Below are 23,861 nucleotides of genomic sequence, written 5' to 3' on the forward strand. Positions count from 1 at the left end.
CCTTGCGCCTAGGTACAGGATGGGGGCCTTCATGTACTGGGGAGCTAAAAGAAGGTCCCGCACCACGGCGTGCGCGCGGTGTGGAACAGCGCGTCGGCACGGGCGACCGCGGCCTCGTCCAGCACCTCCACCCGGCCGGACAAGGCCAGATCGCCGAACAGGCCGTGGCCGAGGTACAGCGACGACAAGATGGCGACGTCCAGCCGCAGATCGGCCTCGGCGGTCGTGCGGTCCACGCCGTCCGGGCCGACGACGTAACGGCCGTCGTTGTCCGGAAGCTGCTTGTCGTGCACTTCGAGCACCACGGGCTCGGCGGTGCCGTAGGACCGTGCCCGCAGCGCCGCGAGCACATCGACGAGCCGCAGCCACAGGTCGTCGATGACCTCGGTGGTGTTCACCGCACGCGGGTCGGTGACCAGTTCGGCGAGCGGGTCGTCCAGCGGGAAACCCCGGCCGGCGACGGCCGAGACGAGGTCGATCGACAGCAGGAAGCGCCACAGTCCCGCCCAGGCCTGCGGCGTGGCGGCATGGAGTTCACGGACGTCGAGGAGCGCGCCGCGCTCCGGCGCCTGCCGGTCCCGAGTGTCGATGGTCTGGTAGACGACGAAACCGTCGTCCCCATCCGGTCCAGTGTGGACGGCCACGCGATAGCCGTCGTTTCCGGTGACCACCCGCTCGAAGAAGCCCGGCCACCAGTTGGCAGGCCGAGAGACGAAACCCGGCCGCGTTCCCTCGAAACGGTGGTACAACGCGGGAACACGCTCCACGGCTTCGGCCGGGGTGACGAACCTGACCACGCCCTCGCGTCCCACGCCGTCGCGAAGCCGGGCGCGCGGGCGTTCCACGGAAACACCCCGGCAGAAAGTGGCCGCACCGTAACCGAAGCGACCGTAGATCACCGCTTCCGACGCGTGCAGCGCGGCGAGCGGAACGCCACGCGCCGCGAAGTCTTCCAGCTGTACGGCCATCATGGCGGTCAGGATCCCGCGGCGGGTCCAGTCGGCACGGACGCCGACACCGTCGACGGCGGCCGTGACGAGCTTCCGTCCACCCGGGACGGTCAGCTCCACCTCGAAGGAACTGGTGATCCCCACCGGGGTTCCGTGGTCGTCGAACGCGGCGAATTTCCCTGCCGCGGGCCAGGACGGAGCCATCTTCGCCCAGACCTCGTCCGAAGCAGGCTTGCCGTGCAAGGACTCCGCCAGGACTCCGAGACAGGCCCTCTGTTCGCCTTCGGCCACGGCACGCACATGGAATTCGCTCATACCGCCGATCCTGCCCCGCGGGCCGGGCGAACCCAACCCGTTTTCAGGCGGGCGCGCCGACCTCGTAGCGGCCGTCGTCCCCGGTGACGGTGATCGTGACGGTCTTGCCCTCCCCGCCGACCTGCACGGTGCAGGTGAACGTGCTGCCGTCCTTGACCGTCTGGTTCGCCGGGCAGAGGACGTCGCCGACTTCTCTCACCTGATAGGTCTCGGTGAGGATCTTCCGCACGTCCGCCTGCATGGTCCGCGGGTCGAAGACTCTGCCCGGAGCGGCGGAGGACGAACCGCCCGACGTGCTCGACGAAGCGCTCGTCGTCGGCGGGACCGTGACGGTCTTCGTCGCCGGTGCGGGCGCCGGGGTGTCCGAACACGCCGCCAGCATCGCGAAAGCGGCACAACACAGACCGACCGTCGCGACGGCTCGCCTGCTCAAGCTTCTCCACCCCCACCGGTGTGATCATCCAACGTCAGAAGAAGGTACCGCACCAGGGATTGACCCGCGTGCCGAACAGCAGGTCCGCGCGTTCCAGGGCGGCCGTGCCGGTGGCACGGACCCGTCCGACGGCCGCGAGATCCGAGGGACGCCAGCCGCCGAGGTACACCATCGAAAGGGTGTCGGCGTGCAGTTCGAGATCCGCCGGGTCGGTGGTGCGGACGGCGCCGTCCTCGGACAGGCGGTAGCGGCCGGAGTTGTGCTCCAGGAAGGGATCCGTGACCTCGATGACGACCGGCTCGCCCAGATACGTGCGTGCGCCGAGCATCCTCTCGACGTCGACCAGCCGGAGCCAGCCTTCGTCCTGGATCTTCTGGACCGTCACGTGCCGCGGATCGGTGAACAGCAACTCGACCGGCTCGTCGAGCGGCCGCTTCTCCGCGGTGATGCGGTCGACCAGATCCACGGACAGCAGGTAGCGCCACAACCCGGCGAACGCGTCAGGACTCGCGTAGTGGAACGACTGGATCTTCAGCAGCGTCGGAGCACCGAAATGAGCCCTCTCGACGGTGTAGGTGACATAGCCGTCGACCCCGTCCTGGCCGCGGTGCACCGCGGTCGTGACCGGCGTGGTCGCCCGGCGCAGTTCCCGTTCGTAGCCCGGCCACAGATGCGGGCTCCGCGCGATCATGCCCGGCCGGGTGCGCGGGAGCGCGTCGAAGAGCGACGGCCATTGTTCGACGGTGCTTTCCAGATCCAGCAAGGAGATCTGCCCACCCGCAGGCGCCTCGGGCCGGAAGCGAGCGCGGTGCCTGTCGACCTCGATCGACTTCGCCCGCACGGCGACGCCGTAGCCGAACCTGCCGTAAATGGCGCCCTCGGACGCGTGCAGCATCGCCGCGGGAACGCCGCGAGCGGCGAAATCCTCGAACTGAGCGCGCATCAAGCCGGTCAGCACGCCGCGGCGGGTCCGGTCGGCGCGCACGCCGACCAGGCTGACCGCGGCGAGCGGTGTGACGCCGCCGCCGGGCAGGGTCACTTCCGAGTCGAAGGACCGGAGGGTGCCGATCAGCTCGTGGTCGAACGCGCCGAACCCGCGGTCGGGCTGCATCGACGGGGCGATGGCCGACCATTCCTCGTCGGTCATCTCCTTGGCGTGCAACGCGCGCCTGAACAAATCGGTCGCGGCCCGTTCCTCGTCGGACCGCAGCCGCCGCACTGAGAAGTCGCTCATGACTCGATCATGCAGGATCGACCGCGCCAGGCGCCCGCCGTTTATTTGGTGGCGGGCGGCGAAACCTCGTAGTTGCCGGTGTCACCCTTCACGGTGATCGGCACCTCCTGCGGCTTGCCCTCGATCGTGGCGGTGCAGGTGAACTTCACACCGTCCTTGACCTCCTGGCCGGAGGGGCAGGTGACCGCGCTGATCTCCTTGATCCCGTAGGTCTCGGTGAGCAGCTTCTGCACGTCGGTCTGCATCTGCGTGTTGTTGAACACCTGGGTGTTGAACCAGCCCGGCGTGACGAACCCGAGGATGCCGACCGCGGCGATGATCACCACGAGCGCGCCGATCCCGATGAACAGGCCCTTCTTGGACTTCGGCTTGTCCTGCGCCTCGCCCTGGGTGCCCGGGAACTGGCTCTGGCCGTAGTCGTATTGGCCGGGCTGCTGCTGCCCGTACTGCGGCTGCTGCTGCGGGCCGCTCTGGGGGTAGCCCGGCTGCTGCTGGGGCCCGCTCTGCGGATATCCCGGCTGCTGGCCGTACTGCGGTTGCTGGCCCCACTGCGGCTGCTGTTGCTGCGTCTGCGACGGGTCCTGCTGCTGCGGGTACCCCGGCTGCTGCTGGGACGGGTCGTAGGGTGCGGGCTGCTGGCCCCACTGCGGCTGTTGCTGCTGGGTCTGCGACGGGTCGTACTGCGGCTGCTGACCCCACTGCGGTTGCTGCTGCGGGCCGCTCGGCGGTTGAGTGCCGCCCGGCTGCTGCCCGTAGCCCGGCTGCTGCCCCCATTGGGGCTGCTGCTGCGGGTCGTTGCCGCCATACGGCGTGCTCATCGTTTCGCCTCCGCCTGTTCCGCCATCGTCACCGGCCGACCTGCATGGCCGTCGTGGGCGATCCAACCACAGGTCGGCGCCCCTGCCCACTGTTCTCGGCCGGTGTCGGGGCAACTCGCCGCCACCGTGCTCACACCGGCGGCGTGGCGCTCCGCCGGTCAGCCCAACGTCTCGGCGCCGGTGTCCCTGCTCGCCGGAGTACATGAAGGCCCCCTTCCTGTACCTAGGCGCAAGGAAGGGGGCCTTCATGTACTGGGCAAGGTGTGAAGGTCGAGTTTCCTCGGCTGAGCCGAGTGAAGGGGGCCTTCACGCGCAGCCGTTGCGCCTGCTGGTGCATGTGGGGTGCACGTGGCGATGTCCGATTCCGTGAAGGCCTTCTTGAGGGACTCTGGGTCCCTCAAGAAGGCCTTCACGGACCGGTCGCCTTACCGGACCGGTCACGCGCCGCCGGCCGCCACGACGCCGCGCCGCAAGGCCTTCACGGCGTCCGAGGCCGCCGCTCCGACCGGATCCGCCTTCCCGAGGACGTCGCGGATCTGGTCCAGCAGGTCGATGACCTGCCGCGACCACCGCACGAAGTCACCGGCCGACAGCTCCTGGCCGTTCGCTTCGGCGGCGGTGAGGACCTTCTCCAGCGACTCGCCACGCGCCCACCGGTAGATGGGCCAGGCGAAGCCGGCGTCGGGTTCGCGGGTGCGGTCCAGCTTGTGGCGCCGCTCGTCCTCGGTGAGTTCGATCCACAGCCGCGTGGTCGCCTGCCAGGCGTCGACCACCTTGCCCAGGGGCAGCCGAGGCTCCCCCGCGGTGTCCCGGCGCGCCTCGAAGACCAGCGTCGAGACGACCGCGGCGAGTTCGGGCGGGGTTAAGCCCTTCCAGACGCCGTGCCGGATGCACTCGGCGGCGAGCAGATCGGACTCGCTGTAGAGCCGGGTGAGCCGCTTGCCGTGTTCGGTGACGCGGTCCTCGCCGTCGCCCTTCGACTCGGGCCCGAGGTACCCGCGCTCGCCGAGCAGCCGCAGGATGCGGTCGAAGGCCCGCGCGAGCGAGTGCGTGGTCGCGGCGACCTTGCGTTCCAGTTGCTCGGTCTCGGCCGTGAGCCGCTGGTACCGCTCGACCCAGCGCAGGTTCGCCTCGCGTTCGGCGAGGCCGTGGCACGGATGCGCGCGCAGCGCCCGCCGGAGTGCGGCCAGCTCACCGTCCTCATTGGCCCCCGCGCGGCGCTTTTGCCTGCCGGGCAAGGAGATTCCCGCGTTGCGCAGGCTCGAAGCGATATCCCGGCGGGTCTTGGGCGAGCGCAGCTCGATGTGCTTCGGCAGCTTGATGTTCCCCAGCGCCTCGACCGGCGACGGGAAGTCGGACACCGAGAGCGGCCCGGACCAGCGGTCCTCGGTGACCACCACGGGCCGCGGTTCGCGGATCGGGTCGAGCCCCGGATCGACGACGACCGCCAGCCCCGCGCGCCGCCCCGCGGGCACGGCGATGACGTCGCCCTTCCGGAGCTTCTCCAGCGATTCGGCGGTTCCCGCACGGCGGGCGGAGGTGTTCTGCCGCGAGAGTGCCTTCTCCCTGGCGGAGATCTTCGCGCGCAGATCGACGTACTCCAGCATCTGGTCGAAATCGCCGGTGATGGCCGAGGTGTAGCCCCGCAGGGCCTCCTTGTTCCGCTCGATCCGCCGCGCCGTCCCGACCACCGACCGGTCGGCCTGGAACTGCGCGAACGACTGTTCCAGCAGGTCACGTGCCTCTTCGGCGCCGACCTGGGCGACCAGGTTCACCGCCATGTTGTAGCCGGGCCGGAAGGACGACCGCAGCGGGTACGTCCTGGTCGAGGCCAGCCCGCCGACCTGCTTCGGGTCGATCCCCGGCTGCCAGGCGACGACGGCGTGGCCTTCGACGTCGATCCCGCGCCGTCCGGCCCGCCCGGTGAGCTGTGTGTACTCCCCCGGTGTCAGGTCGACGTGCGCCTCGCCGTTGTACTTCACGAGCCGTTCCAGCACGACGGTCCGCGCGGGCATGTTGATGCCGAGGGCGAGCGTCTCGGTGGCGAAGACGACCTTCACGAGGCCCTGGACGAACAGCTCCTCGACCGTCTCCTTGAACGCCGGGAGCAGTCCGGCGTGGTGCCCGGCGATACCGCGCTCGAGCGCCTCACGCCATTCCCAGAAGCCGAGGACGCCGAGGTCGCCTTCGGGGAGGTCCTTGGTGCGCTCGGCGACGATGCGGCGGACCTTCTCGACCTCCTCGGGGCCGTTGAGCCGCAGGCCCGACCGGACGCACTGACCGACGGCGGCGTCACAGCCGGCGCGGGAGAAGATGAACACGATGGCGGGGAGCAGGCCGGCGTTGTCCAGCCGCTCGACCGTCTCGGTGCGGGACGGCGGCCGGTACCGCGGCATCCGCGACGGCGCCCCTCGCCGTCCCCTCGGCCCGCGCAGCCCCGCCGGGGCGAAACGGCCGCCGATCTCCTCGGTACGGCGAAGCAGGCTGGGGTTGATCCGCAGTTCGGCGCCCGGCGCGTTCTCCTCCTGACCGGCGAACAGGTCCATCAGCCGGTTGCCGACCAGCATGTGCTGCCACAGCGGCACCGGGCGGTGCTCGTCGACGACGACGGTGGTGTCGCCGCGGACCTCGACGAGCCACTCGCCGAACTCCTCGGCGTTGCTCACCGTGGCCGAGAGGCCGACGACCCGGACGTGTTCGGGCAGGTGGAGGATGACCTCTTCCCAGACGGCGCCGCGGAACCGGTCGGCGAGGTAGTGGACCTCGTCCATCACCACGTACGCGAGTTCGCCGATGGTCGAGGATCCGGCGTAGAGCATGTTGCGGAGGACCTCGGTGGTCATGACCACGACCTGCGCGTTGCCGTTGATCGAAGTGTCGCCGGTCAGCAGGCCGACGGCGTCGGCGCCGTAGCGGCCGACGAGGTCGGCGTACTTCTGGTTCGACAACGCCTTGATGGGTGTCGTGTAGAAGCATTTGCGGCCTTCGGCGAGGGCGAGATGCACCGCGAACTCGCCGACCACGGTCTTGCCGGCGCCGGTCGGTGCGCAGACGAGCACCCCGTGACCGTCTTCGAGCGCCTCGCAGCCGCGGACCTGGAAGTCGTCGAACTCGAACGACGATTCCGCCGCGAAGCGGGTCAGCTGGGGATATCGAGCGCGGCGCTGGGAGGCCGCGTAGGCCTCGGCCGGGGTCTGAGAAGGGCTATTGACCACTTCGTCAGGGTTCCATACCCCACCGACAGTTCGCACTCGGTGTGACGATCTCGGGAACGGCCGCCACCTTCGTGTCATCCAAGGGCCGGATCCGAGATCGAGAGGGGACCTCATGGAGATCGCTTGCCCGCAATGCGCGCAGGTGGACCAGGTGCAGAGTGTGCCGGCGGTGTTCCAGAGCGGGCAGACGACCTACCGGGTGCAGGGCGGCATGACGGCCATCCCGGCCGGCGACGGCGTGGTCTACACCGCGACGACGCACACCGGCGTTTCGGTGACCGCCACCGCGGCCTCCCTCAATCCGTACCCGGTGCTCCGGGGCGGCGGCTGTTTCCTGGCGCTCGCGCTGGTCATGCTGATCCCCGCGTTCGTGTTCGTCGCGTTCGCCACCGACGTGCTCGCCGAGAACCCCGCTCCGACCGCGAGCGGCCGGGTCGGCGCGGCCATCGGCGCCTGGATCTTCCCGTTCGGCGCCTTCGCGCTGGTCGCGCTGTTCGCCGTGCTGTTCGTGCTCAGGCTGCGGCGCAACGCGCGGATCCGGCGGGGCATCCCCGACGCGCTGGAGTACTGGCGGCAGGGGTGGTTCTGCCACCGCTGCGGCGGCGTGTTCTTCCCGCGCGGCGAACTGATGTCGGCCGGGACGTTCCGCGGCCTGGTGTGGCGCGCGGGTGACTACGCCGGGCTCACCCGACGACGGTGAGCGCGCCGGGGACGCAGGTGACGTCGATCGGCAGCCTGCCCAGCGGCTCGCCGTCGGCGTAGACGGGCAGGTCGCTGCCCGCCAGGTGGAGCTGACTGGCTTTGAGGGTCCGGACCGCCGGATGCGCGGTGTGCTGCCCGGACCGGACGCCGGGCAGCATGCGGAGCAGGTCGCGCCGGGTCGCGTTGCCGACGACGGTGACGTCGAACAGGCCGTCTTCGGGGTCCGCGCCGGGGCAGACCGGCATGCCGCCACCGTAGAACGGGGTGTTGCCGACGGCGATCATGGTGGCGTCGAGTTCGATCGTCTCGACGTCGGTGCGGAGCACGACCGGCCGGGGCCGGAAGGCGGCGAGTTCGGCGAGGATCGCGACGTCGTAGCGGCGCGGGCCGCGAGGCCAGGTCAGCCGGTTGGCTCGTTCGGTCACCAGGGCGTCGAAGCCCGAGCACAGCACCGTGGCGAACCATTCGCCACCCGCCCGGCCGAGGTCGATCCTCCGTCGTTTCCCCTCCGCGATCCGCTTCGCGACGAGATCGGCGGCGGCGTGCGGCCGTTCGGGGATGCCGAGCGCCCTGGCGAAGTCGTTGCCGGTGCCCGCGGGGACGAGCCCGAGTGCGACGCCGGATTCGGCGCAGAACTGCACGCCTTGGTGCGCCGCGCCGTCACCGCCGAGAACGACGAGGACGTCCAGCCCGGCCGCGCGCGAGTCGGTCATCAGCGCACGGGATTCCTCGACCGTGTGGGCGACGAGGACGTCGAGCCGGTCGACGACGGGCCGCAGCCGCGCCGCGACCGACTCCATCAGCCGTCCCGCGGCCCCGTTACCCGAGGCGGGGTGGACGGCCAGCGCCGCGTGCATCCGCGGCTCAGGTGACGTCGTCGGTGTTGGTGCGCTTGCCGTTCGTGGCGGCCGACGGCTCCTCGTCGATCTTGCTCGGCGTGTAGTCGAACGGTGCGGCCTCGTCGTCGGCGAGCTGATCCCAGCCCTCGGTGCCGCGTTCCTTGTCGAGCTTGCGGTCGTGGAAGCGCGCGATCTGGATCGAGAGCTCCAGGAGCACCACCAGCGCGCCGGCCAGGGCGAGCATCGAGAACGGATCCGAACCGGGCGTCGCGAAGGCGGCGAAGACGAACACGACCATGATCAGGCCGCGGCGCCACTTCTTCAGCGTCTGGTACTTGAGTACGCCGACGCGGTTCAGCATCACCACGAGCAGCGGGAGTTCGAAACTGACGCCGAAGATCACCAGCAGCGACAAGATGAACGAGACGTACTTGTCCGCCGTGAGCGCGGTGATGAACTGGTCGCCACCGAAGTTCATCAGCAGTTCGAGAGCGTGCGGGACGAGGAGGTACGCCAGCACTGCGCCCGCGGCGAAGAGCGCCGACGCGAACGCGACGAAGGTGAGCGCGTACTTGCGCTCCTTCGAGTAGAGGCCGGGCGCGATGAACGCCCAGATTTGATAGAGCCACACCGGCGAAAGCAGGACCGCGCCACCCGCGAGACCGACCTTCAACTGCGTCATGAACGCTTCGAAGGGCACGGTCTGCAGAAGCTTGCACTCGCCTTCGCTCCCGCCGAACCGGCGGTCCGCGGGAATGGCGCAGTAAGGATCGACCAGCAACTTGCCCAGCGATGGAACAGGACCCAGCGTCGTCTGGAACCAGATGAAACCGAAGATCCCGCCGGCGACGAGAGCGAGCAGCGCGAAGCCTAGACGGCGCCGGAACTCGTAGATGTGCTCGATGAGCGTCATCGTGCCGTCGGGGTTGGCCCGACGGCTGCGCTTGCGCCGCTTCGTGCCGCGGCGCTCCTCACCGGAGGCGGAATCCGCCACTGGACAGTCCGTTCTCGTCAGGGTCCACCATGAGCGCGCCGGTACTTCGGCGCGCTCATCCGCGAACAGGCTCCGCTTGGCTAACTAAGACCGCTCAGCTGGCGTTCTTCTGCGCCTGCTCGGCCGGAGCGGGCGCGGCGGCCTGCTGCTTCTTGAGCTCGTCGAGCTGGCGCTGGAGGTCGGCGACCTGCTTGTCCTGCGCGGTCGCGGCGGGCGCGGGCGTGGTGGCCTGCGGCAGCTGCTTGGTCTCGACCTCTTCGGCCTCGGCGGCCTTGTCCTTGTCTCCGGCCATGTCCTTGGTCTCGGCCTTGAAGATCTTCATGGACTTGCCGATGGACCGCGCGGCGTCCGGAAGCCTCTTGGCGCCGAACAGCAGAACAACGACGAGCACCAGGATGATGATGTGCCACGGCTGCAGCGCGTTCATCGTTTGCGGCCTCCTTCTCGAGTCTCTCAGGTGTGATGTTACCGGTCTTCGAGCCCACGTCGTTGCGCGATCGCCACGCGCAGCGCGGCCGACCGGGCGCGAAGGAGCCCTGTCCGTTTTCGGGTGTTCGTAGCCACCATGCTCATCGTATGGGTGAGTACGCGCAAGACTCTGCGTAATTTGATGAGCAGAACAAAGAGCAGGATCAGCCCGGCGACGGCGAGCGCGATGCTCGGCAGGTACGACACGGCGTCACCCTACTGCTCGTAGGTTGACGTTAGGTGACGAGCCCGGGCCAGCGCGTCGGCCGCCCGGCGACGAACAGCCTCTCCGAGCGCGACCGGGCTTTCGACCTGCGCGTCTCCGCCCAGCCCCAGGATGAGGCGGACCATCCACGACTCGTCGGCGTACCGCATCCGGATGCGCAGCCGCCCGCCGTCGAGCTCGTCGAGCTCCTCGCAGGGGTAGTACTCGGCTACCCAGCGTTTGTCGGGGTCGAGGACGAGAACGGCTTCCTGCTGATCGGGACGCGGGCGGAAAACACCATCGGAAATGTCAGTGGGCCGCGCGTGCGCCGGTGGGACGGCGGGTTCGTCGAGCACGGTGAGTTCGTCGATCCGGTCGAGCCGGAACAGCCGGACGTCCTCGGCGCGGCGGCACCACGCTTCGAGGTAGCCGACCGCCTGCACGATGAGCAGCCGCATCGGATCGACGGTGCGTTCGGTGATCTCGTCCTTCGACGCGGTGTAGTACCGGATCCGCAACGCGCGCTTCGCGGTGAGCGCGGCCCGGACGGCTTCGCGAGTGCCTGCGGTCTTCTTGCCTTCCCGCACTCCCCCGCCGACGACGATTCCCGACGGCTGAGCCTGCCCCGCTGCGACCTCGATCTTCGCGATGGCGCGGCGGACCGCGTCGGCGTCGACCACTCCGGGCGTCTCGGCCAGCGCGCGCAGTGCGACGAGCATGGCCGTCGCCTCGCCGCCGGTGAGCCGCAGCGGGCGGTTCATGCCTGCGTCGTGCGTGACGACGATCGTGTCGCCCTCGAAGGACAGGTCGATCAGGTCACCGGGGCCGTAGCCGGGCAACCCGCACATCCACAGCAGTTCGAGGTCCTTGCGCAGCTGCTTGGGCGTGACGTCGAAGTCGTGGGCGGCGTCGTCGATCTTGATCCCGGGCCGCGCGAGCAGATACGGCACGAGCGCGAGCAACCGCGGCATCCGTCCGGTGGTGCTCATCGGGCACCGCCGGCGTGTGCGATGGCTTCGAGGCGGCTGAAGACCGACTTCGCGAGCACCTCGGGTTCGAGGACGAGGACGTCCGGCCCGTGCGCGGTGAGCCAGTCGGCGGCGGATTCGGGGTAGTACAGCTCGATCTCCACGAGGTCGCCTTCTTCTCCCCCGGCGTCGCTGCGGCCGACGACCCGGCCTCGGCGGCGGACCCCGGCGGCCCTGCCGTCGGCGACCCAGACACTGGCGGTGGTCGGCGCGGACGGGTCCTCGCCACTGCTGGCGGAGACCATCCGCAGCAGGTTGACCCCTTCCGGGCGTTCGACGACGCCGGTTTCCCCGAAGGCAGCGACTTTCCCGGTCACGCGCGAGAGGCGGAAACACCGGGACGCGCCCCGGTCCCTGTCATGCCCGACGACGTACCAGCGGCCGCGCCACGACACCACGCCCCACGGTTCGAGAGTGCGGATCTTGCGTTCGGCCGAACCACTGCGGCGGTACTCGAAACGCACCGCCTGCCCGGCCTGGACGGCGGCGAGCAACGGGCCGAACGCCGGTTCGGCGCGGACGCGCGGTTCGACGACGGTCGGGGCGTGGTCGTCGACCTCGACCCCGGCGGCGCGGAGTTTCACCAGCGCGCCTTGCGCCTCACCGGTCAGTTCCGGGGAATCCCAGAGCCGGACGGCGAGGCCGACCGCGGTCGCCTCGTCGGGCGCCAGGTCGATCTCGCCGAGTTCGTAGTCGCGGCGCGCGATGCGGTACCCGTCGATCGCGTCGAACGCGTCGAACGCGGAGTTGCGGCCGGTCTCCAGCGGGATGCCGAGTTCGCGCAGTTCGGTCTTGTCGCGCTCGAACATGCGGAAGTACGCCTCGTCGCTGGCCGCGTCGGCGTACCCGGGCACGATGCCCCGGATCCGCTCGGCGGTGAGGTACTGCCGGGTGGACAGGAGGGCCAGAACCAGGTTGACCAGACGTTCGGCGCGTGCGGTGGACACCCGGCTACCCTAGCCCGCTCCGCCGGACCCGATGGTGACAGCCGTCGATCGCGCGTCGTAACGATCCCTGGCGGTCTCGACCTCGTCGAACCTCGTCTCGGCCCACTCCTTGATCCCGGCCAGCAACTGCCGGAGGCTCCGGCCGAGTCCGGTCAGTTCGTAGTCCACGCGGACCGGCACGCACGGGGTGACCGTGCGGGTCAGGAGGCCGTCCCGCTCAAGGGTCCGCAGGGTCTGCGTGAGCATCTTCTGGCTGACGCCGGCGATCCGGCGCGAGAGGTCGCTGTAGCGCTGGGGCCCGTCGCCGAGGGCGACGAGGACGAGGCTGACCCATTTGCCCGAGACCTCGTCGAGCAGCTTCCGGGCGGGACAGGCCGCGAGGTAGGCGTCGTAGGCCCGTTTCTGTTCGTCCCGGCGTTCCTGTGCCGTGCGCGTGACCACGGTGCGCGTACCTCCGCGTGGGTTGGGCACCTCGAGGTGCGTACTTCCCGAAAGAGAGTAACTCCCCATACGTTCGCCGGGGAACGATCCCCTGGAGGAGAACGATGCGTGCAGTGGTGGTCCGCCGGTTCGGCGGCCCGGAAGTCCTGGAGTTCGCCGAAGTCCCGGTGCCGGTGCCGGGGCCCGGTCAGGTGCGAGTGAAGGTGGCCGCGGCCGGGGTCAACCCGGTCGACGCCGGGACCCGGACGGGGTTCCTGACCGAGGCGGGGATCATCCCGCCGCGTGAGCGGATCGGGATCGGCTGGGACGTGGCCGGAACCGTCGACGCCCTGGGCGACGGCGTGACCGGATTCGCCGCGGGTGACAGCGTGATCGGTCTGCTGGACCGGCCGTCGGCGGCGCTCGGCACGTACGCCGATTTCGTGGTCCTCGACGCCGACGTGGTCGCCGCCGCCCCGCGGACGGTGTCCCTCGTGGAGGCCGCGACCTTGCCGCTGAACGGTCTCACCGCGGTCCAGGCCCTCGATCTGCTCGACCTGCCACCGGGTGCGACGGTTCTGGTGACCGGCGCGGCGGGAGCCGTCGGCGGTTACGCGGTCGCCTTGGCCAAGGCGAGGGGATTCCGCGTGGTGGCGGTCGCCGGCGCGGCCGACGAGGCGCTGGTTCGCGGGTTCGGCGCGGAGGTTTTCGTGCCCCGTGGCGATTTCCTCGCCGATCGCGTGCGGGCGGTGATCCCCGGCGGCGTCGACGCCGTACTCGACACTGCGCTGCTCGGGCTCGAAGCGTTGGACGCGGTGGCGAACCGCGGCCGGTTCGTCGTCTTCGCCGCCGGAGCCGCCCCGATTCCGTTGCGGGGCATCAAGGTCGAGCACGTCTGGATAGCCGCCGACGGAGCGGCGCTCGCCGGGCTGGTGACCTTGGTCGACGACGGCGCGCTCACCCTCCGGGTAGCGGACACCATGCCCTTGGCCGAGGCGGCGAAGGCGCACGAACGCCTGGCGGAGGGCGGGCTTCGCGGGAGGCTGGTCCTGACCAACGAATAAGTTGACGCTTAATTAAGCCTACGGTTATCTTCGCATCATGGACAACGAGGAGACCCGGATCGAGCTCCGGCGCGAGTACCCGGACCCCATCGAGGACGTCTGGTCGGCGCTCACCGAATCCGAGCGCGCGGCCCGCTGGATCGGTACCTGGACGGGCGAAGCCGGGGTCGGCAACACGATCATGCTGTCGATGACCGCCGAAGAGGGCTCCGAACCGGGTCCCGCCGTCATCCGCGAATGCGATCCGCCGAAACGGCTGGTCGTGGATCTGCACAACACCGGCGAGCCGACCTGGCGAGTGGAGCTGACCCTCACCCCGCACGGCGAGGGAACGGTGCTTGACTTCGTCCATCGGATGCCCCGGCCCGACTGGGACACCTCGGATATCGCCAAGGGCTGGCATTTCTACCTCGACCGGCTGGGCGCCGCGCTCGCCGGCGAACCGGTGCCCGGATGGGACACCTACACGCCACCTAGTTTGGAGGCATGAACGATCGAGTACTGCTGATCACCGGCGCTTCCCGCGGCCTCGGCGAGGCCACCGCGCGCCGGGCCGCGGCCGCCGGATTCCGGCTGGCGTTGCTCTCCCGCGACCGCGAGGCGCTGCTGCCGCTCGTCGCCGAGTTCGGCGAGGATCGCGCTCTCGCGGTCGCGGCGGACGTCACCGAGTGGGAATCGCTGTCCGCGGCCGTCGAGAAGGTGAAGAACACCTTCGGCAGGCTGGACGCGGTGTTCGCCAACGCGGGACAAAGCGTCGTCGTCTCGTTCTTCGGCGACGGCGGCGCGGACCCCGAGCAGTGGCGGGACATGGTGCTGACCAACGTCTACGGCACCGCTCTCACCGCGCGGGCGACCCTTCCGTCACTGGCGGAATCGAAGGGACACCTCGTGCTCACCGGTTCCGTCGCCGGGCGCTACCACCGGCCGGGGAACCTCTACTCGGCGACGAAATGGGCGGTGACCGGGCTCGCCGGGTCCATCCGCGAGGAGGCCGTCGGCACCGGCGTGCGGGTCACCGTCGTGCAGCCGGGCCTGGTCGACACCTCGATGATCCCCGAGGACTCGAAGTCGAAGCCGAAACTGGAACCCGACGACATCGCGAGGGCGGTGCTCTACGCGCTGGAGCAGCCGCCCTCGGTCGACGTCAACGAGATCGTGGTCCGCCCGACCGGCCAGGTCCGCTAGCACCACCGTGCATCCGGAGGTGAAGGCTTCTTTCACCGCATCAGACGCGACGAAGGGAGCCTTCACCTCACCACCGACCACGCACCTAGCGCGGCAGCAGCGAATCGGCCAGCCGCCGCCAGTGCGGCATGGCCGATTCGCCGGGTTCGATACCGATGACCTGGACGCCGACGTGGTCGGCGCCCGCGTCGAGGTGCCCGTGTAGTTTCGCGGTGACGGTGTCGAGGTCGCCCCAGAACACGAGATCGTCGACGAGCCGGTCGCTGCCGCGGCCGCCGTCGATATCGGCTTCGGTGTAGCCGAGGCGGAGGAACTTGGCCACGTTGTACTCCGAAGTCAGGTAGCCGTGCAGATGCTCGCGGGCGATCTCACGCGCCTTGCCCGGGTCGGTTTCGAACAGCACGGCGTGCTCGACGCCGAGGAACGCCTTCTCCCCCAGCACTTCCCTCGCCTGGACGGTATGCGACACCGGCACGTGATAGGTGTGCGCGCCCTCGGATCGGTCACGGGCGAGGCCGAGCATCTTCGGCCCGTACGCCGCCAGCAGCCGCCGGACCGGCTCGGCGGGCAGCGGATTCGCGCTGGTCACCGTGTCGAGTTCGTCGAGGTAGGCGTTCATCGCTTCCAGCGGCTTGACGCCGGGCTGCGCGCCTCCGAAGCCGAGTCCCAGCACGTGCCTGCCCGGATAGGCGTCGGCGAGCAGGAGCGCGGCGCCGTGGGCTCACCGCGCTCCACGGGAGCCGATACGCGCGATCCCGTTGACCACCGCCATACGTTCGGTGGACGCGAGCAGGAATCCGGCGTGGGTCAGCGCCTCGCGGCCGTCCCGTTCCGGGATCCAGATCGCGGGCCAGCCGAGTTCTTCCAGTTCCCGCACCGAATCCCGGAGCATGCTCGCGGGCTGATCCTCGAAGTCGAACGTCCAGATCCCGAAACGCCCCAGTTCCATCTGTTTCTCCTCAAGTCGGGTCCAACGTATCGAAGTATCGCAGATTTTCGATACGTTATTCCCGGTCGGGCTCAGATGGAACGTCCCAGCAGGTCGACGAGCTGCGCGATCCGCTGCTCGTCACGGCGGTAGTGCGTCCACTTGCCCACCCTGGTGGACCGCACGAGCCCGGCACGCTGCAACAGCGCCATGTACGCCGACACCGTGGATTGCGCGAGCCCCAGCTTCGCCTGGAGATGGCTGACGCAGACCCCGACCTCGTTCTGGTCGGCGATCGCGTTCTCCGGCGGGAAGTGCCGGTCCGGTTCGCGCAGCCACCCGAGCACCTGGAGCCGGATCGGATTGGCCAGCGCCTTCAACACCTCGACCAGATGATCGGTGGTCTCCGGGACTGGTTCGGCTTGTGCGGTCATAGTCCTTCGAGCTTAGGCCGTGCCGAGCCGCGCGGCCCTGCCGTTGGCCCCGCTCGCCCAGCACGCGCCGCGAGCGCAGTCGACCGAATCGAACGATCCCGTGTCGAACGACTTCCAGTGCCGCCCGCCGTCCGGGCTCAGATCGCTCCCGCCGGGGCCGACGGCGATCACGGTGTTCCCCAGCCACGCCAGGCCGGAGCGGTAGCCGACCGGGGCCTCGGACGGTGTCCGCCAGGTGCGCCCCCGGTCCGCACTGAGCGCCACCGCCGGACCAGGCGCGTTCGGCGCCGCGTAGTCGCCGCCGATGGCCACGCCGTGCCGCGGATCCCGGAACGTCACCGAAAAGACCCCGGCCGAGGCGCCGCTGGGCAACGGGGTGTCCGCGGCTTCCCACGTCATCCCGCCGTCGCCGGAGTGCAGGACCCGCGCGCGGGCCCCGCCGCCGGTGGCGATCCACGCGTCGCGCGGGCCCGCCGTGGTGAGGCACTGCCCGCTGGCGGCGAACCCGAACTCGCCGTCGAGCGCCGGGACCATGCCTTCGGCGGGAACGGGCTTCCAGGTCCGGCCGCCGTCCGAAGTGGACTGCAACCGGAACTTGCCGTCCACCGGATCGCTCATCGCGAGACCGCGCCGGTGGTCGAAGAACGCGACGCAGTCGTAGAAAGCGGCGGGGTCACTGTTCCGGAAGGACAGTCGCCAGCTCTTGCCGCCGTCGTCGGTGCGGTAGATCCGGGACGCGTCCCCGGGCCCGATCGACAACGCGACGGCGTGATCGGCGTCGAAGGCCTCGATGTCCCGGAAGTCGAGCGCCTCGGTGCCGGCCGGGGCGACGGGCTTCCAGGTACGGCCGCGGTCGGTGGTGCGCAGGATGGTGCCCCTGCTGCCGCTGACCCACGCCGTCCGGGAATCCACCGCGGACAGGCCGCGCAGCTGGGCGTTCGTGCCTGTCGGAGTCTCCGTCCACGCGGGCTCCGGACAGTCCGGCGCGGCGTGCGCGACGCCGGTGAACGCCAGCGGGACGACCGCACCCAGCAGGACCAGCAGCGCACGGCGCATCGGCGCACCTCTCCCTCGATCGAAGAACCGCGCCGGCAACCCTAGCCTGGCTGACGGCGACGTGGCGAGACCCGAGTCAGCCGGACTCTCGCGCAAGGTGCTTCTGGACCTTTTCGACCGTCGGGAAGAGCAACCGGTGAGCGACGACGGCGTTGAGGACCGTAAGAATCAGGGCGAGAACCGGCAGGAGCGTGTACAGCACGATGCCAGGTGTCACCTCGATCCTGTCCTGAGGGTCGTATCGACCGGACGCAGCGACACCCGAGAGATAGAAGACCAGGAAAATCACCGTCGCGAAAAGAGCACCACCGCACAACCCCGCCTCGACTCCTCGCACGAGGATGGCGCCTTTTGTCTTGACAGAGCCGGTTTTCACGAGCGTCCGGGAAACCACCATGGCGATTCCCGACAACAGCAGCGCACCGGCCGCGAAAGTGGCCATTCCCATGGTGACGACATTGGCGCCGTCACTCGACGTCGGAAGAATCCGCCCCGTGATCTGAATGACCACCACCATGGCCAGGCCGACGGCACCCGTTCCGACCCCGAGACTGGTGGTGACCTCGCGGATCGTGCCGATCATCGCGGGCGGGAGACGACGATAGGGATCCGTCGGCCACGCGGTCGGGTAGCTCACGGTTGCCGCTTCCAGTCTGTCGGGTGCGACATCGATTCCGTGTCGGTCTTGGGCCACGTGGCACCGAGAGAATTCACCTTGTCCTGAATCGCGGTTTGTTCCACTCCGATACTGTTGGTGAGTGAATCCACTGCGCTGATGGTGGTGAAGATCGACGCGATGCCGGCGCCGATCGCGCCGATCAGGATCACGATCGCAGCCGGGATTCCGACCACGCTCATGGTACTGACGACGGCCGCCGCGACAGCGATGCCCAACGCGGCGAGAGTTCCATAAATCTGTGTCCAGAAACTCTCGAGGCCATTGGCGAGGTTGACGAGCGAGTTCCGGATCTGCAGCCCCAGATCCTTGAGCGAGTTCAGCCCCGCGACCTGGGCGGGCACCGTCACCTTGTACGTCTCGGCCGCCTTGCCACTCCATTCGATGTTCGTTTTGAGCTTGTCCAGCGATACCGAACCGGCGATCTCGCCGATACTGCTACCGATCCGATCGGACCACTCGGCGGCCACTTGCCTCAGCCTGGCGGGATCTCCACGGTCCGTGACGAAATTCTTGGTCGCTTCCCATAATTCGGTCACCTTCTGGTCGAGCTCGTTCATGACCCGGCGAACAGGTTCGATCAGATCCGAGAGGACGTCCGGTACCCAGCTCATCACGCTGTTCACCTGGTCGAACAGCTTACGGATCTTGTCTTCGATTTCCCGAAGCTTGTCCATCGACCGGTCGATGACCGGATTCGCTCCAGCGGCCGTCATGGTGGATTCCCCTCGAATGTGTCGCTAGCCGCGGCCGGCGCGATCGATGTCGAGCACGTGCTGGTCCTCGTCGCGGGCATACCGATCGGCGGCCGCGCGCAAGGAGGTGGACAGTGTGCGGAAGTTGCTTCCGGCCTGGTCGATCATGTTCTGGATGAGGGCGAGAGCCTGGTTGTACTGCTTGTCGAGTCCCTTCGCCGCCGCGTAGGACATGACGTCACGTGGCGTCAAGCCGAGCGGCTCGATCGCCGCACGAGGAGCGGCGAGATCGTCCGCGGCCCTGTCCCACACGTCCGCGTCCGACCGCAGGGCATCCAGCGCCAGCGCGATGTCGTAGGCGTCCGCCATTACGGCTGCTCCGTACTGATCGACGGTTCGAGACCGACCCGACGCGCCATCCGGTGCGGGTCGAAGAGCAGCCCCATGATCTCGGCGATCGCAGGACCTTGTGGGCCCTCGACTAGGTCCGGCGAGGTACTAGCCCCGTGAAGCTGACGGAGCACGTCGAGGAGTTCACTCTCGATCTCCCCTGTCCGCACTCGCGTCACCCAAGACTGGTCGATTTCCACGTCGACGATCTGCCCACTGACCACCGAGCCGCGGACATGGCCGCCACCGCTCTCCGCGGTGATGCGGCGGTCGACGACCTCGGCGGCTCGCTGAGTGAACTGTGCCAACTCGGCGGTCGCGGCGTCGACAAGGCGAAGCATGTCTTGTGCGCTGAGGGGCGACTCGTCGGCAATGGACGCGGGAGTCGCGCCGAAGGTGGGCATGGCAGGCGGATTCTCGGCCACGTCGTTCACTTGCCGAGCCAGGGCACTGATGGTGGCGGCGTTCGCCGCCGCGGTCACGGCGCTGGGAAGTCCGCGGGGGTCGACCGCCTGCTTCCAATCCGTTGAGAGCTCCACTGACAGCACGTCCGCGGCCGGTGACACGACCACGATGACGACACCGTCCTGATCCCGCCCCGAGATCCGGTCTGCCGCTGGAACCGGTTCAGCGGCAGACGACCTCGGTGGATCATCGTCCTGTTCCAGTTCCTCCTCGAACGCCCATCTCTCGTCGCCCATCTTCGCCCTCCCCGGCTCAGAACCCACAGCGATCTCCACCGTACCCGGAGTGAGGATCACGTGACGTGTGGGTTCTGAGGCGGGGAGTAATCAGAGCGAGGAGATGAGCCTCTCGACGCGTTCGTCCACCGAACGGAACGGGTCCTTGCACAGCACGGTCCGCTGTGCCTGGTCGTTGAGCTTGAGGTGCACCCAGTCCACGGTGAAGTCACGCCCGGCGGCCTGTGCGGCGGCGATGAAGTCACCGCGCAGCTTCGCCCGCGTGGTCTGCGGCGGGGTGTCCTTGGCCAGCTCGATCTCGCCGTCGTCGGTGACCCGCCGCACGAGCCCCTTCCGCTGCAGCAGGTCGAAGATGCCCCGCCCGCGCCGGATGTCGTGGTAGGCCAGGTCGAGCTGCGCGATCCGCGGGCTCGACAGGTCGAGGTCGTGCTTGTTGCGGTAGCGCTCGACAAGGCGGTGCTTGATCGCCCAGTCGATCTCGGTGTCGATCTTGCTGAAGTCCTGCTGCTCGACCGCCTCCAGCGCCCGGCCCCACAGCTCGACGACACGCTCGGACTGCGGAGACGAACCGGTCTCCTTGACGTGCTGGACGGCGCGGGCGTGGTACTCGCGCTGGATGTCCAGCGCGGACGCCTCGCGGCCGCCGGCGAGCCGCACCTGGCGGCGGCCGGTGAGGTCGTGGCTGATCTCGCGGATGGCCCTTATCGGGTTGTCCAGCGTGAAGTCGCGGAACTGGACGCCCGCTTCGATCATCTCCAGCACCAGGTTCGCCGATCCGACCTTGAGCATCGTGGTCGGCTCTGCCATGTTCGAGTCGCCGACGATCACGTGCAGGCGCCGGTAGCGTTCGGCGTCGGCGTGCGGCTCGTCGCGGGTGTTGATGATCGGCCGCGAGCGCGTGGTGGCGCTGGAGACGCCTTCCCAGATGTGTTCCGCTCGCTGGGACAGGCAGTACACGGCGCCGCGGGGCGTCTGCAGCACCTTGCCGGCACCGCAGATGAGCTGCCGGGTCACCAGGAACGGCAGCAGCACGTCGGCGATCCGGGAGAACTCACCCGCCCGGGTCACCAGGTAGTTCTCGTGGCAGCCGTAGGAGTTGCCCGCCGAGTCGGTGTTGTTCTTGAACAGGAAGATGTCGCCGCCGATGCCCTCGTCCGCCAGCCGACGCTCGGCGTCGACCAGGAGGTCCTCGAGGATCCGCTCCCCCGCCTTGTCGTGCGTGACGAGCTGGACGAGGTCGTCGCATTCGGCCGTCGCGTACTCGGGGTGGGAACCCACGTCGAGGTAGAGCCGCGAGCCGTTCGACAGGAAGACGTTCGACGAACGCCCCCAGGACACGACACGCCGAAACAGGTAACGCGCCACTTCGTCCGGGGAGAGCCTGCGTTGCCCGTGAAAGGTGCACGTGACCCCGAACTCGGTCTCGATGCCAAAGATCCGCCGCTGCATCCCACCAGAGTAGGCGGTGAAGACCCACTGAAGGTGCGCCGTTCGGGCGGCGACACGCGGTCGGTACGTTGCATTCGGTGAAAGGTGTGCGTGACGTCCCGATCGGGTCTCACGCGCATGACGTTCCGGGCCGGAAGTGGGGAACCCGTGTTAAAGCAGCTCAAGCGCCCTTTCCGCAAGGTCGGGCGGACCGATCGGCGGCTGATGGCACGGAGTGCGGCCCTGCCGAGGACCAGGGCCGACGACGTGATCACCTCGCTCTCCAAAAGTGCGGACAAATCCAAGCTTTGGTGGTGTGTCGCGGTCCTGCTCGCGACGAAGAAGGGACCGACGCGCCGGGGCGCGCTTCGCGGAGTGGCCGCCATCGCCGGGGCCAGCGCGGCGGCGAACCTGATCGGCAAGCCGCTGTTCCCCCGCCGCCGCCCGGCGGCCGAAGAGGTGCCGATGCATCGGAGGCTCGTCCGGCGGCCGACCTCGTCGTCGTTCCCGTCCGGGCACTCGGCGTCCGCGGCCGCCTTCGTCACGGCCGTCGCGATGGAATCGCCCAAGGCAGGCGCCGCCCTCGTGCCGCTGGCCGCCGCCGTGGCCTATTCCCGGGTCCACACCGGCGTCCACTGGCCCAGTGACGTCGGGGTGGGGATCGGGATCGGTGTGGGCGCCGGCCTGCTGACGCGGCACTGGTGGCCGCTGAACGACGACGTCCCCGGCCGCACCGCGCATACCGCCGAGGCGCCGGAGATGCGCGACGGCGAGGACATGCTCGTCCTGGTCAACCCGCATTCGGGCGTCGACGGCCAGGATCCGACCGAGGAAGCCCGGTTCGCCTGGCCCAAGGCCACCATCCTGTATCCCGACGCGAAACGTGACCTGCGCGATCAGCTCTGTGACGAGATCGCCGCCCGGGACAACACCGTGCGCGCGCTCGGCGTCGCCGGCGGTGACGGGACGGTCGCCGCCGTGGCCGCCGTCGCGGCCGACCACGACCTGCCGCTCGCGCTCATCCCGGCGGGCACCCTCAACCACTTCGCCCGGGACGTGGGCATGCGCTCGATGCCCGACGCGGACGCCGCCACCGAAGCGGGCAACGCCGTCGGCGTCGACCTCGGCGAGGTCGAGATCAACCACGACGACGACCACCGCTACTTCGTCAACACCGCCAGCCTCGGCGGCTACCCGGAAATGGTCCGGATCCGGGAAAGGCTGCAGAAGCGGCACCCGAAGTGGCCGTCGGCGGCGATCGCGCTCGCCCGCACCCTCCGGCGCGCGAAGCCGCTGGAAGTGACCCTCAACGGCAAGCACACCAGCATCTGGCTGCTGTTCGTCGGCAACGGCACCTACTCGCCGAAGGGATTCGCGCCCTCACGCCGCCCGGCGCTCGACACCGGCCTTCTCGACGTCCGGTACCTGCGCGCCGACGTGCCGTACTCGCGGGCGCGGTTCATCCTCGCCACCATCACGAACAGCCTCAACGCCAGCCACGTCTACCAGGAACTCGACGTTCCGGAGCTGCACGTCCGGCTGCTGAACGGCAACCGCCGCGTCGCCACCGACGGCGAGGTCGGCCCGCTCGGCAACGACTTCCGCTTCCGGTCGCGGCCCAGCGCGCTCACCATCTACCGGCTGTAGGCACTGTCCTGGTGGGCCGCGTCCACTGTGTATTGAGGGGTAAGGCAAAGGTGGCAGGTTGCGAAAGCCACTTTCGCAACGTTGGCGGGGATGGCGGCCGCGAGAGGTCGGCCCAGGCGGCAGTGAAGGCCTCCTTCCCTACGCGTTGGTGAGCCTCACGGCCTGGGCATAAGTCGCGAAAGGCGCCCACCGCACCCGACACCTTTGCCTTACCGCTCAATACAACACAGCTCGAAGTACGTGAAGGCCCCCTTCCTTGCGCTAGACGCAAGGAAGGGGGCCTTCACGTACTTCGAGAGGCTCAGTCCTTCTTGGACTCACCGTCGGGCTTGTCGCCCTCGGCGTCGTCCTTCTCCGGCTCCTCCTCGGCGGGCAGCAGCGCGTCCAGCGCGGCGCCGGCGACCCGGCGGAACTTGCGGCCGCGCCGCTCCCGCTCCAGGACGGCGACCTCGAGCTTCACCGGGTCCGAGTCGCCGTTCGCGGGTGTGGGGGTGTTGGCGCGCAACGCCTTCACCGCGACGCCGAGCGCCGCTTCCAGCTCCATGTCCGACTCGAAGCTCTCCTTGAGCTTCGTGGTGAGCGTGTCGGCCTGACCGCCCATCACGACGAACTTCGGCTCGTCGAAGATCGAGCCGTCGTAGGTCAGCCGGTACAGCTGGTCCTCGGCGGCGGTCGCGCCGACCTCGGCGACACAGACCTCCACCTCGAACGGCTTCAGCTGCTCGGTGAAGATGCTGCCCAGCGTCGCGGCGTACGCGTTCGCCAGCGCACGCGCGCTGACGTCCCGCCGGTCGTACTGGTAGCCCTTCAGGTCCGCGTGCCGGATACCGGCGACGCGGAGGTTCTCGAACTCGCTGTAGCGGCCCACGGCCGCGAAACCGATCCGGTCGTAGATCTCCGACACCTTGTGCAACGTCGCCGAGGGGTTCTCGGCCACGAACAGCACGCCACCGCGGTACTTGAGCACGACCACGCTCCGGCCGCGCGCGATGCCCTTGCGCGCGATCTCGGAACGCTCCCGCATCAGCTGCTCGGGAGAGGCGTACAACGGCATCGTCACTGTGGTGCTCCGCTCTTTCGGGCTCTCAT

Annotated in this window: 25 protein-coding genes and 1 pseudogene; 5 read left to right on the forward strand and 21 right to left on the reverse strand. The window is 69.1% G+C overall.

What is annotated here, in order from left to right; translation table 11 throughout:
* Window positions 1-44 precede the first annotated feature (44 nt).
* The 5 genes from DMH01_RS17755 to DMH01_RS17775 all read right to left on the reverse strand — a co-directional run bounded on the left by DMH01_RS17755 (window position 45) and on the right by DMH01_RS17775 (window position 6,965).
* The gene (locus DMH01_RS17755; RefSeq protein WP_125678105.1) at window positions 45-1,265 is read right to left on the reverse strand and encodes a GNAT family N-acetyltransferase; all 1,221 of its coding nucleotides are present in this window, start codon (window positions 1,263-1,265) and stop codon (window positions 45-47) included.
* A gap of 43 nt (window positions 1,266-1,308) precedes the next feature.
* The gene (locus DMH01_RS17760) at window positions 1,309-1,698 is read right to left on the reverse strand and encodes a DUF4333 domain-containing protein (protein WP_125678107.1); all 390 of its coding nucleotides are present in this window, start codon (window positions 1,696-1,698) and stop codon (window positions 1,309-1,311) included.
* 34 nt (window positions 1,699-1,732) lie between these two features.
* Window positions 1,733-2,932, reverse strand: coding sequence for a GNAT family N-acetyltransferase (locus DMH01_RS17765; RefSeq protein WP_125678108.1), 1,200 nt, complete (start codon window positions 2,930-2,932; stop codon window positions 1,733-1,735).
* A 41-nt stretch (window positions 2,933-2,973) separates the two neighbouring features.
* Entirely contained in the window at window positions 2,974-3,750 is a 777-nt protein-coding gene (locus tag DMH01_RS17770) for a DUF4333 domain-containing protein (protein WP_125678110.1), read from the reverse strand.
* A gap of 437 nt (window positions 3,751-4,187) precedes the next feature.
* A complete protein-coding gene (locus DMH01_RS17775) occupies window positions 4,188-6,965 on the reverse strand; it encodes an RNA helicase (protein ID WP_125678112.1) in 2,778 nt (925 codons plus the stop codon).
* Between the two features lie 112 nt (window positions 6,966-7,077).
* On the opposite strand from DMH01_RS17775, the gene DMH01_RS17780 reads away from it, so the two are divergent.
* Window positions 7,078-7,665, forward strand: coding sequence for a hypothetical protein (locus DMH01_RS17780; RefSeq protein ID WP_125678114.1), 588 nt, complete (start codon window positions 7,078-7,080; stop codon window positions 7,663-7,665).
* On the opposite strand, the gene DMH01_RS17785 is transcribed toward DMH01_RS17780, so the two are convergent.
* The 7 genes from DMH01_RS17785 to DMH01_RS17815 form a co-directional block, all read right to left on the reverse strand.
* On the reverse strand, window positions 7,649-8,524 hold the full coding sequence (locus DMH01_RS17785; RefSeq protein ID WP_125678116.1) for a diacylglycerol kinase family protein: 876 nt from the start codon (window positions 8,522-8,524) through the stop codon (window positions 7,649-7,651). The genes DMH01_RS17780 and DMH01_RS17785 overlap by 17 nt on opposite strands.
* Before the next feature lie 7 nt (window positions 8,525-8,531).
* Complete coding sequence (tatC, locus tag DMH01_RS17790) at window positions 8,532-9,500, reverse strand: twin-arginine translocase subunit TatC (RefSeq protein ID WP_125678118.1); 969 nt, start codon at window positions 9,498-9,500, stop codon at window positions 8,532-8,534.
* Between the two features lie 94 nt (window positions 9,501-9,594).
* Window positions 9,595-9,927: a Sec-independent protein translocase subunit TatA gene (gene tatA / locus DMH01_RS17795; RefSeq protein WP_034306661.1), complete on the reverse strand. Its 333-nt coding sequence runs from the start codon at window positions 9,925-9,927 to the stop codon at window positions 9,595-9,597.
* 38 nt (window positions 9,928-9,965) lie between these two features.
* Window positions 9,966-10,175 carry a bacteriophage holin gene (locus DMH01_RS17800; protein ID WP_005150907.1) on the reverse strand — a complete coding sequence of 70 codons (210 nt, stop codon included), beginning with the start codon at window positions 10,173-10,175 and terminating at the stop codon, window positions 9,966-9,968.
* A gap of 9 nt (window positions 10,176-10,184) precedes the next feature.
* Window positions 10,185-11,162, reverse strand: coding sequence for a YafY family protein (locus DMH01_RS17805; RefSeq protein WP_125678120.1), 978 nt, complete (start codon window positions 11,160-11,162; stop codon window positions 10,185-10,187).
* Window positions 11,159-12,148, reverse strand: a complete 990-nt coding sequence (locus DMH01_RS17810) for a YafY family protein (RefSeq protein WP_125678122.1) — start codon at window positions 12,146-12,148, stop codon at window positions 11,159-11,161. The genes DMH01_RS17805 and DMH01_RS17810 overlap by 4 nt, the downstream gene beginning before the upstream one ends.
* A 9-nt stretch (window positions 12,149-12,157) precedes the next feature.
* A complete protein-coding gene (locus DMH01_RS17815) occupies window positions 12,158-12,589 on the reverse strand; it encodes a helix-turn-helix domain-containing protein (protein WP_125678124.1) in 432 nt (143 codons plus the stop codon).
* 104 nt (window positions 12,590-12,693) lie between these two features.
* On the opposite strand from DMH01_RS17815, the gene DMH01_RS17820 reads away from it, so the two are divergent.
* The 3 genes from DMH01_RS17820 to DMH01_RS17830 are packed head-to-tail and all read left to right on the forward strand — an operon-like array spanning window position 12,694 to window position 14,817.
* Window positions 12,694-13,632, forward strand: coding sequence for an NADP-dependent oxidoreductase (locus DMH01_RS17820; RefSeq protein WP_125678126.1), 939 nt, complete (start codon window positions 12,694-12,696; stop codon window positions 13,630-13,632).
* Window positions 13,633-13,669: 37 nt separating this feature from the next.
* Window positions 13,670-14,122 carry an SRPBCC family protein gene (locus DMH01_RS17825; RefSeq protein WP_125678128.1) on the forward strand — a complete coding sequence of 151 codons (453 nt, stop codon included), beginning with the start codon at window positions 13,670-13,672 and terminating at the stop codon, window positions 14,120-14,122.
* The gene (locus tag DMH01_RS17830) at window positions 14,119-14,817 is read left to right on the forward strand and encodes an SDR family oxidoreductase (RefSeq protein ID WP_125678130.1); all 699 of its coding nucleotides are present in this window, start codon (window positions 14,119-14,121) and stop codon (window positions 14,815-14,817) included. The genes DMH01_RS17825 and DMH01_RS17830 overlap by 4 nt, the downstream gene beginning before the upstream one ends.
* An 85-nt stretch (window positions 14,818-14,902) precedes the next feature.
* Here the strand turns inward: DMH01_RS17830 and DMH01_RS17835 are convergent.
* The 8 genes and pseudogenes from DMH01_RS17835 to pafA form a co-directional block, all read right to left on the reverse strand.
* Window positions 14,903-15,766, reverse strand: a pseudogene (locus tag DMH01_RS17835) (TIGR03620 family F420-dependent LLM class oxidoreductase).
* Window positions 15,767-15,837: 71 nt separating this feature from the next.
* Window positions 15,838-16,179, reverse strand: a complete 342-nt coding sequence (locus DMH01_RS17840) for a helix-turn-helix transcriptional regulator (RefSeq protein ID WP_034306643.1) — start codon at window positions 16,177-16,179, stop codon at window positions 15,838-15,840.
* 12 nt (window positions 16,180-16,191) lie between these two features.
* The gene (locus DMH01_RS17845; RefSeq protein ID WP_125678132.1) at window positions 16,192-17,235 is read right to left on the reverse strand and encodes an oxidoreductase; all 1,044 of its coding nucleotides are present in this window, start codon (window positions 17,233-17,235) and stop codon (window positions 16,192-16,194) included.
* Window positions 17,236-17,311: 76 nt separating this feature from the next.
* A complete protein-coding gene (locus tag DMH01_RS17850; protein WP_233621579.1) occupies window positions 17,312-17,872 on the reverse strand; it encodes a hypothetical protein in 561 nt (186 codons plus the stop codon).
* Window positions 17,869-18,627 (reverse strand): hypothetical protein, encoded by a 759-nt coding sequence (locus DMH01_RS17855; protein WP_125678134.1) that lies wholly within the window; start codon window positions 18,625-18,627, stop codon window positions 17,869-17,871. Before DMH01_RS17855 ends, DMH01_RS17850 begins: the two co-directional genes overlap by 4 nt.
* A 24-nt stretch (window positions 18,628-18,651) precedes the next feature.
* Window positions 18,652-18,975, reverse strand: coding sequence for a hypothetical protein (locus DMH01_RS17860; RefSeq protein ID WP_125678136.1), 324 nt, complete (start codon window positions 18,973-18,975; stop codon window positions 18,652-18,654).
* Window positions 18,975-19,757, reverse strand: coding sequence for a hypothetical protein (locus DMH01_RS17865; RefSeq protein ID WP_125678138.1), 783 nt, complete (start codon window positions 19,755-19,757; stop codon window positions 18,975-18,977). Before DMH01_RS17865 ends, DMH01_RS17860 begins: the two co-directional genes overlap by 1 nt.
* Before the next feature lie 30 nt (window positions 19,758-19,787).
* Window positions 19,788-21,146, reverse strand: a complete 1,359-nt coding sequence (gene pafA, locus DMH01_RS17870) for a Pup--protein ligase (protein ID WP_007035399.1) — start codon at window positions 21,144-21,146, stop codon at window positions 19,788-19,790.
* A 147-nt stretch (window positions 21,147-21,293) separates the two neighbouring features.
* Between pafA and DMH01_RS17875 the strand changes: the two genes are divergently transcribed.
* On the forward strand, window positions 21,294-22,772 hold the full coding sequence (locus tag DMH01_RS17875; RefSeq protein ID WP_125678140.1) for a bifunctional phosphatase PAP2/diacylglycerol kinase family protein: 1,479 nt from the start codon (window positions 21,294-21,296) through the stop codon (window positions 22,770-22,772).
* A gap of 301 nt (window positions 22,773-23,073) precedes the next feature.
* Here DMH01_RS17875 and prcA read toward each other — a convergent pair whose 3' ends face one another.
* On the reverse strand, window positions 23,074-23,832 hold the full coding sequence (prcA, locus tag DMH01_RS17880) for a proteasome subunit alpha (protein ID WP_125678142.1): 759 nt from the start codon (window positions 23,830-23,832) through the stop codon (window positions 23,074-23,076).
* Between the last annotated feature and the right edge of the window lie 29 nt (window positions 23,833-23,861).

The sequence above is a fragment of the Amycolatopsis sp. WAC 04182 genome, assembly GCF_003947465.1.
GTDB lineage: Bacteria > Actinomycetota > Actinomycetes > Mycobacteriales > Pseudonocardiaceae > Amycolatopsis.

Bases quoted from the DNA above. Each gene is read 5' to 3' on its own strand.
- DMH01_RS17755 (WP_125678105.1), bottom strand. From the start codon at position 1,265: ATGAGCGAATTCCATGTGCGTGCCGTGGCCGAAGGCGAACAGAGGGCC.
- DMH01_RS17765 (WP_125678108.1), bottom strand. From the start codon at position 2,932: ATGAGCGACTTCTCAGTGCGGCGGCTGCGGTCCGACGAGGAACGGGCC.
- DMH01_RS17770 (WP_125678110.1), bottom strand. From the start codon at position 3,750: ATGAGCACGCCGTATGGCGGCAACGACCCGCAGCAGCAGCCCCAATGG.
- DMH01_RS17780 (WP_125678114.1), top strand. From the start codon at position 7,078: ATGGAGATCGCTTGCCCGCAATGCGCGCAGGTGGACCAGGTGCAGAGT.
- DMH01_RS17785 (WP_125678116.1), bottom strand. From the start codon at position 8,524: ATGCACGCGGCGCTGGCCGTCCACCCCGCCTCGGGTAACGGGGCCGCG.
- tatA (WP_034306661.1), bottom strand. From the start codon at position 9,927: ATGAACGCGCTGCAGCCGTGGCACATCATCATCCTGGTGCTCGTCGTT.
- DMH01_RS17805 (WP_125678120.1), bottom strand. From the start codon at position 11,162: ATGAGCACCACCGGACGGATGCCGCGGTTGCTCGCGCTCGTGCCGTAT.
- DMH01_RS17820 (WP_125678126.1), top strand. From the start codon at position 12,694: ATGCGTGCAGTGGTGGTCCGCCGGTTCGGCGGCCCGGAAGTCCTGGAG.
- DMH01_RS17825 (WP_125678128.1), top strand. From the start codon at position 13,670: ATGGACAACGAGGAGACCCGGATCGAGCTCCGGCGCGAGTACCCGGAC.
- DMH01_RS17830 (WP_125678130.1), top strand. From the start codon at position 14,119: ATGAACGATCGAGTACTGCTGATCACCGGCGCTTCCCGCGGCCTCGGC.
- DMH01_RS17840 (WP_034306643.1), bottom strand. From the start codon at position 16,179: ATGACCGCACAAGCCGAACCAGTCCCGGAGACCACCGATCATCTGGTC.
- DMH01_RS17845 (WP_125678132.1), bottom strand. From the start codon at position 17,235: ATGCGCCGTGCGCTGCTGGTCCTGCTGGGTGCGGTCGTCCCGCTGGCG.
- DMH01_RS17855 (WP_125678134.1), bottom strand. From the start codon at position 18,627: ATGACGGCCGCTGGAGCGAATCCGGTCATCGACCGGTCGATGGACAAG.
- DMH01_RS17860 (WP_125678136.1), bottom strand. From the start codon at position 18,975: ATGGCGGACGCCTACGACATCGCGCTGGCGCTGGATGCCCTGCGGTCG.
- pafA (WP_007035399.1), bottom strand. From the start codon at position 21,146: ATGCAGCGGCGGATCTTTGGCATCGAGACCGAGTTCGGGGTCACGTGC.